This is a genomic window from Endozoicomonas sp. ONNA2, assembly GCF_024606365.1.
GTDB lineage: Bacteria > Pseudomonadota > Gammaproteobacteria > Pseudomonadales > Endozoicomonadaceae > Endozoicomonas.
The window spans coordinates 1-6,862 of record NZ_JAHHPO010000551.1; the positions used below are offsets into that span (position 1 = coordinate 1).

General features: G+C 52.0%; 4 protein-coding genes. 2 read left to right on the plus strand and 2 right to left on the minus strand.

Annotated features, from left to right (window positions below; translation table 11 throughout):
• Positions 1–8 precede the first annotated feature (8 nt).
• Both KDK14_RS09645 and malQ read right to left on the minus strand, forming a co-directional pair.
• Entirely contained in the window at positions 9–827 is an 819-nt protein-coding gene (locus KDK14_RS09645; RefSeq protein ID WP_257264886.1) for a MalM family protein, read from the minus strand.
• Positions 828–831: 4 nt separating this feature from the next.
• Positions 832–3,051 (minus strand): 4-alpha-glucanotransferase, encoded by a 2,220-nt coding sequence (malQ, locus tag KDK14_RS09650; protein ID WP_257264887.1) that lies wholly within the window; start codon positions 3,049–3,051, stop codon positions 832–834.
• 310 nt (positions 3,052–3,361) lie between these two features.
• On the opposite strand from malQ, the gene KDK14_RS09655 reads away from it, so the two are divergent.
• Positions 3,362–4,210, plus strand: a complete 849-nt coding sequence (locus tag KDK14_RS09655) for an alpha/beta hydrolase (protein ID WP_257264888.1) — start codon at positions 3,362–3,364, stop codon at positions 4,208–4,210.
• Positions 4,211–4,527: 317 nt separating this feature from the next.
• Complete coding sequence (gene glgX / locus KDK14_RS09660) at positions 4,528–6,639, plus strand: glycogen debranching protein GlgX (protein WP_257264889.1); 2,112 nt, start codon at positions 4,528–4,530, stop codon at positions 6,637–6,639.
• Positions 6,640–6,862: the final 223 nt, after the last annotated feature.

The window sequence follows — 6,862 nt, forward strand, 5'->3', positions numbered from 1 at the left end:
AATCCTCGCTACGGGGACGCCCAGTCGGGCGCTATTCTCGGACAGCCTCCTGGAGCCTCCTGAACCTTGCCATCGTTCAACAATTGAAGGACAGTGTCACGATAGGCTTTACTCAAAGCAACAGTGTCAGCGGTCTCTGTGGCAACCGGCGGTGTATCAGCAGGCTTTGGCGCAGAGACCGGGTTGTTCGCTGCAGTCAGTGCCATAGCTTCCAGGGTAATCACGCCATCATCGCTGGCCATTGCCAGCACATCTTCGGTAGGCGGAGGCATAATGCTCCGGACCTTCGCATACTCTTTTTCCAGATCGACAACCTGAATCTTATGCCTGCGCCCGGCGTCACTCATATTAACGACAATGTATGCAACAGGTGTTATTAATGGATCGCGATTGTCCACAACAAAATTGTGATAAAAATATTCCTGCTCAAGCAAGCCCGGCTTCTGATAGCTCAAAGCGGTGGCTGGCAGGGTGTTAACCACCTGGTAGTTCTTATCGAGCAGCTGCACCTCCGCCATAAACGCGGAAGCTTCCCGGCCAAACTTACGGCGATTGATCTGACTGCTGATTTTGAACCGGTAGGCACCATATTCTGGCAAACGCCAGGCGATAGCCGCAGAATCACCGTCATCAGTTTGTAACCTTGGAGACTGATTTGTCAGCCTGATTGTCTGCTGAATAGCATCGTCGTATATCCGCAGAGGTTGATAATCCAGAGTCTGTATCGTGTGGTTAACTGCCGCAGGCTCCCCGGGCACTGTAGCTGAATCAGTATTCGCACAGCCAGCCAGTAAACCAAGAGCCAGACACAGCGCTGGTTTTTTCATCCGATTACTTTGCCTTGCGACAGCCACTGAGGTTGGCAAAGAACTGCAGGTTCTCTTTGCTCGCCAGCATTTCATCAATACTCTGGGGCAGACGACGACGCCAGTTCGGATATTCACTACTGGTGCCCGGTACATTAACCGGTGAATCAATCATCATGACATCTTCCAGTTGGAAGGCCGCTATCTGTGCAGCCGACAAGGCCAGGTAATAGCTGAACTTCTCCATAATTTCACGACTGAATGCCGGTGCCGTATTTGAATGAAGGTCAACACCTTCGGGTGACTCGCCAACATCAGCCAGGGTAGCCAGTACAGCCTTGCGGGTCTGTTCACGGGCATCCTGGTCTGCAGCGGCACGCTCTTGGGAATAGCAACCGAGGGACTCCATCAGGTCGATATCTTTGCCATCCCACCAGCCTTTCATGGTGGGTGTGTCATGGCATACCAGCATGGCCAGCGCTTTTACAGGATATTTTTCGGGTGCCGTATATCGACTGCCGTCCTGTTGAAAAATTCCCATCACACTGCCATACATTCTTGCTGCTGGTAAACTATCGGTGATTTCCTGCGGTACAACACCCAGGTCTTCACCAAACACCAGACACTGATGGCGATGGCTTTCCAGCTTGATAATGCCCAGCAAATCCTGCAGCGGGTAGTGGACGTAGCAGCCATAAATCGCACCTTTTTTTGCCATATCTTTGTCAGTATCTTTGTCAATGCTGCCATTCGGACACCACCAGAGGCGGAACAGCCCCATGGCGTGGTCAATACGCAATGCACCGCAATTACGCATATTGTTCCGAATCAGCTCAACAAACGGCTGGTAACGTGCTTCTTTCAATACTACCGGGCTGAACGGTGGCAATCCCCAGTCCTGCCCCATCGGTCCCAGACCATCCGGTGGTGCACCGGTGCTGGCATCGAGCACAAACAAATTACGGTCCGCCCAGACATCGGCTCCGTTGCTGTCAACACCCACCGCCAGGTCACGGTACAGGCCAACCATCATGCCGACGTCTTTGGCTTTTTTCTGGGCAACGTGCAGTTGCTCATCCATCTGCCACTGCAGGTATTTGAAGAACGAAATCCGTAACTGATTCGCCCTGGCAAAGGCCCTGACCTCTTTACTGGCAGGTGTCTGGTAAGCCTTTGGCCAGCAGCGCCATCCCCAGCTGTTGATATCTTGTTTCCGAAAATGCTCAAACAGTGTTTCAAACAAGGCAAACTGATCCAGTCGAGCCCCCCTCGACTGACAGAAAGCGGTGTACGCCTGATCACGCCCTGTACCCTTACCCAGATGCTGCTCGGCAAACTCATTGAACAACACGTCCAGCACCGACATTTTCAACGGTGCAATCTGGTCGTATTGTACGACGTCACTACTGCGTAATTCCTCAATCAATCCCTGGTGTTTTGCTACAATCTCCTGTGCTGCTGCGCTGTCGCTGTACTCTGCCACTTGCCGGGGATCAATGTACAGCACATTATCAAACAGGCGGGTAGATGGACTGTAGGGAGAACAGTGCAACGGATTGGACGGGTACAATGCATGCACCGGGTTCAGGCCAATAAAATCAGCCCCCTGCTCCCCCATGCCCGCCGCCAGCTCACCCAGGTCGGTCAGGTCACCCATCCCCCAATCATGGTCAGTGCGAACGGTATATAACTGAATGGCGGCTCCCCAGATTTTAGCGCCCTGTTGCAAAGCCTCCGGTTCATAACAGACCTGTGGTACCACAATCAATCCGGATTCTGCCGTGAGCGCTTTCCCCTGAACCGCCAGGGTGTGATAACCCAGCGGCAGGTATTCCGGCACAGAAACCTCAAGGGCAATATACTCTTTGCGCTCCAGCTTGACTGTTTCCGACACAACAGCCGATTTCAGATCCGCATGATGGATAACCCGGTCACCGTTTTCCAGCGTTATCTGCAAATCAATAGACGATGGGCGCATACTCTTGGCACAACGCAGTTCAAAAGAGCAGCTTTGCCCCCGGTGCACAACAGTCACGGGTGACAGGGGAGACTGCCACCGCTTTAACTGCTCAGTCATTATTGCCTGTTTCAACGCTGCATTGCTGCCAACGTCGTAACCCATGGCAGCCAGCAGGGGAATTTTGTTCTCCGTATCGATGGCTACCGGAGTACCATCCCAGTCCTGATAACCGCTGGCCATGCCACACAGGTCACCCAGGCGATCGATTAATTGGTGATCAAGCATTGTGTTTCTTCATCAAGTAGACGACAACAGCCAAGGTTGTCGGAAATTGCACAATTTGTGTCGTAGGGAATATAAACCGTTCCCACGATCTTCTGCGGGAGGGAGGCGTCAGTAATATCATTCAGATTGAGGGTAAAAAATAAAGATAGAAGAAAACAACAATAATTCCAGCCCTTTGGCCGGACCTGTCGCCAGTCAGTTGTTATATGTGTGATACCGAATAATCAACCCGGGGGAGATTCCGTTGAAATAGACAATGACCATTACAATGTGCCCAACCGCCGCATTTACTGGAGAACAGGAGATCATCATGCGATCAATTGATAAATGGGCTGACCCGGAAGAAGATCGGGCATCAGGCAGTCGCCCTGCATTCATGGGTAAGCTGGAAACAATCACCACCACTTTTCCTCAAAACGACGGTCATCGTACTGTCAGGATCTGGCTGCCCGAAAATTACCACAGCAACCGCCAGCAACCCTACCCGGTCATCTACGCCTGGGATGGCCAGAACCTGTTTGACAAAGGGACGGCCACCTACGGCCTGGCATGGCATCTGGACGAAACCCTGACAGCATTGGCAGAGGAGTACGTCGTCATCGGCTTTGACAGCCCCGGTGATGCCCTGAGCCGCTACATTGAATACAGCGGCCTGGACTGGACCCATCCAACCGTTGGCAAAGTACAGGCACACGGCCGTGAAACGGTGGATTTTGTGGTGGACGCACTGACCCCCGTGCTGGAAAAACGATACAACATCAGCAACAACCCGGTCGATCGCACGTTAATGGGCTCCTCCATGGGCGGCTACATCACCCTCTACGCCATGAGCTATCGCCCCGGTGTGTTTGGTACCGGACTGGCCCTGTCTCACGCCACCAGTGACCACTACGGCGGCAAACAGCTACGAAAATATTTCCGGAAAAACGGTTTTGCCCGCGATGCCCGCCTCTATCTGGATATGGGCGACCAGGAGACCGTTGGCCCCTGGGGGCCTGATGAATGGCTGCAAGGCCACCATGCCATGGTGGCTGCATTGAACGACGCCGGTATACCACTGCAACATCGGGTGATTGCCAATGGTGTCCACGATGAAACCGCCTGGGCAAAACGCTTTGGTGAAATTTTTCAGACCGTGATTAAACCCTGTGAACAGTGATGATTGTTTGATGGAGCCGTTGCTCCGTTTTTTTCCTTTACTTCTGCCCATTGACTTCTGCCCGGGCACTGTCCTTATAGTTGGCCAAATGGAATAGTATTTTCTGGCTATGTGACCGGAGTTGTAACGCCGCACGACTGCATGGATGCGGGCACCATGAGGCTATCTGATTAGTCAAAATACGATTTCATTTGGTTAACTACTTGAGTCAATTGTTTATAAGGAGTCTGCAATCGTTTACATTATTGGCTTTGTTTTCTGTTTGTTCCTGGTATACGCCGGTTTTCTGATCACGCCAGAAAGAGCTTCAATACGTTATGGATACACTGTCTGCCACTCAGGCCTATTCCACCTTTCCCGGAAAAACCTCCCCACAGGGTGCCACCCTGGTCAATGCTGATCTTTTGGCGGTACCGGTCAATCAGGCGACTGGGGTCAATTTTTCTGTGTACGCCCCGCAAGCGGGGCAACTGTTTGTTTCGTTATTTGATGCCCGGGGGAATGAAGAGCAACTGAAAATGCTTCCCTCCGCCGGAGGCATCTGGCACCTCTATATTGAGGGCATTACTGAAGGTCAGCATTATGGATTCCGGGCAGACGGCTACTGGTCACCCAACACCACACCGCGCTTTAACAGGAACAAACTTCTGATGGACCCCTATGCCCGGGAAATCCGTGGTGATATTCAATGGTGCCAGGAGATTTTCGACTACACTCCAGACGACAATGGACAATGGTTTTTCAATGAACAGGACAGTGCCGCCAAAATGCCCCGCAGCGTTGTGCGTGACGCCACCTTTGACTGGCAGGGCATCACCCACCCGGAAATTCCAGACCAGCAAAGCATTTATTACGAAACCCATCTCAAGGGATTCACCAAAACCCATCCAGATATCCCGGAGGATATTCGGGGTACCTACCTGGGCATGTGCCACCCCATTACCATTGAATACCTGAAAAATCTCGGCATTAGCGCCGTTGAGCTGTTGCCGGTTACCTTCAGTGCCAGCGAAGAGCGGCTCACTCACCTGGGGTTAGCAAATTACTGGGGTTACAACCCTCTGTGCATGATGGCACCGCACACACCTTATGCCATCGCCGACCCGGTTACCGAGATGAAAACCATGGTGCGTGAGCTGCATCGCGCTGGCATTGAAGTCATTATGGATGTGGTGTTCAACCATACCTGCGAAGGTGGCCATGGTGGTCCATTCCTGAGTATGCGAGGTCTGGCTGAAACCGACTACTACCATATGAACAATCACAACGGTGTAATTTCCTCGGAAAATTACAGTGGTTGTGGCAACACCATGAACTTCGACAGCCACCAGACCCTGCGCCTGACCATGGATGCCCTGCGTCACTGGGTGGTGGAGTATCAGATCGACGGTTTCCGTTTTGACCTGGCCCCCACCATGGCCCGTCAGCACCGTCACTTCAACAAGGATGCGCCCTTCTTTTATGCCGTGAGCCAGGACCCGGTTCTGAGCCAGGTAAAAATGATTGCCGAGCCCTGGGATATTGGACCGGACGGTTATCATATGACCGACTTCCCCAATGACTGGCAGTCCTGGAATGATCGTTACCGTGATACTTGTCGGCAATTCTGGAAAGGTACCAAAGGAATACAAACGGAAATGGCCTGGCGCTTTGCCGGTTCAGAAGACCTGTTCAGCGAGCAAAGTTACCTTGCCACCGTCAACTATATTTGCAGTCACGATGGCTTTAACCTGATGGACCTGGTTTCTTACAATCAGCGCCACAATCTGGCCAATGGTGAAGATGGACGCGATGGTGACGAGCACAATTATTCCTGGAACCATGGTGAAGAGGGCGTCACAGACAACCCTGAAATCAATAAGGCCCGCCTGCGTAGCCGGAAAAACCTGGCAGGCATGTTAATGTTGGCCAAAGGCACGCCCATGTTATTGGCCGGCGATGAGTTCGGCAACTCCCAGGATGGTAATAATAATGCGTACTGCCAGGACTCACCCATCGCCTGGCTGCATTGGGACTGGCTGCACAATACCGACTCTGACGGTGCCGTGATGCACGATTTCACCCGCCAAATGATGCATTTCCGTCGCAATGAACCACTGTTGACCGATGCTTTGGGCCATACACAATACCAGCTGTACTCACCGAAGGGTGAAGTGGTTGACCCTATTTATTTCAGCGAACGACACTGTTATACCCTGACGGTTAAAATTCACAACCCGAATGATGCTGAAAAAGGGGTCATCTGGGTCATTATGAATGCCGGTAAACACGTGGGAAGAGTGTTAATCCCGCAAACTGGCCAATTCCAACATCGGATGTTCGTATTGAATACCTTCAAGGAACCTGCCTTTATCCGGAAGCAGTCCGTTGACCAGTGCAGTTTTGAAGTTCAGCCGCACAGCCTGATCATGCTTAAAGAGGTGAAGTAAGGAATTGTCCCGGAATAACTTCATCATTTTGTACAGTCCGGGAAAATGCCGCCGCCCGCTTCCCGTTGCCCGCAAAAGCACAAGTGATTCCAGCTTTTCGGGAAGCGGGTAGCGGGTAGCGTCTGTAGAAATTCGAAGTTATTTCAGGACAGCTCCTATCCTAACCCAGATATTTCATAAACTGCCCCGAATCTCGCGCAGGACTTTGTTGCTCTAAGGGATT

What these genes read in the sequence shown, in the direction of transcription:
- KDK14_RS09645 (WP_257264886.1), bottom strand. Translation starts at nt 827, where the DNA reads ATGAAAAAACCAGCGCTGTGTCTGGCTCTTGGTTTACTGGCTGGCTGT.
- malQ (WP_257264887.1), bottom strand. Translation starts at nt 3,051, where the DNA reads ATGCTTGATCACCAATTAATCGATCGCCTGGGTGACCTGTGTGGCATG.
- KDK14_RS09655 (WP_257264888.1), top strand. Translation starts at nt 3,362, where the DNA reads ATGCGATCAATTGATAAATGGGCTGACCCGGAAGAAGATCGGGCATCA.
- glgX (WP_257264889.1), top strand. Translation starts at nt 4,528, where the DNA reads ATGGATACACTGTCTGCCACTCAGGCCTATTCCACCTTTCCCGGAAAA.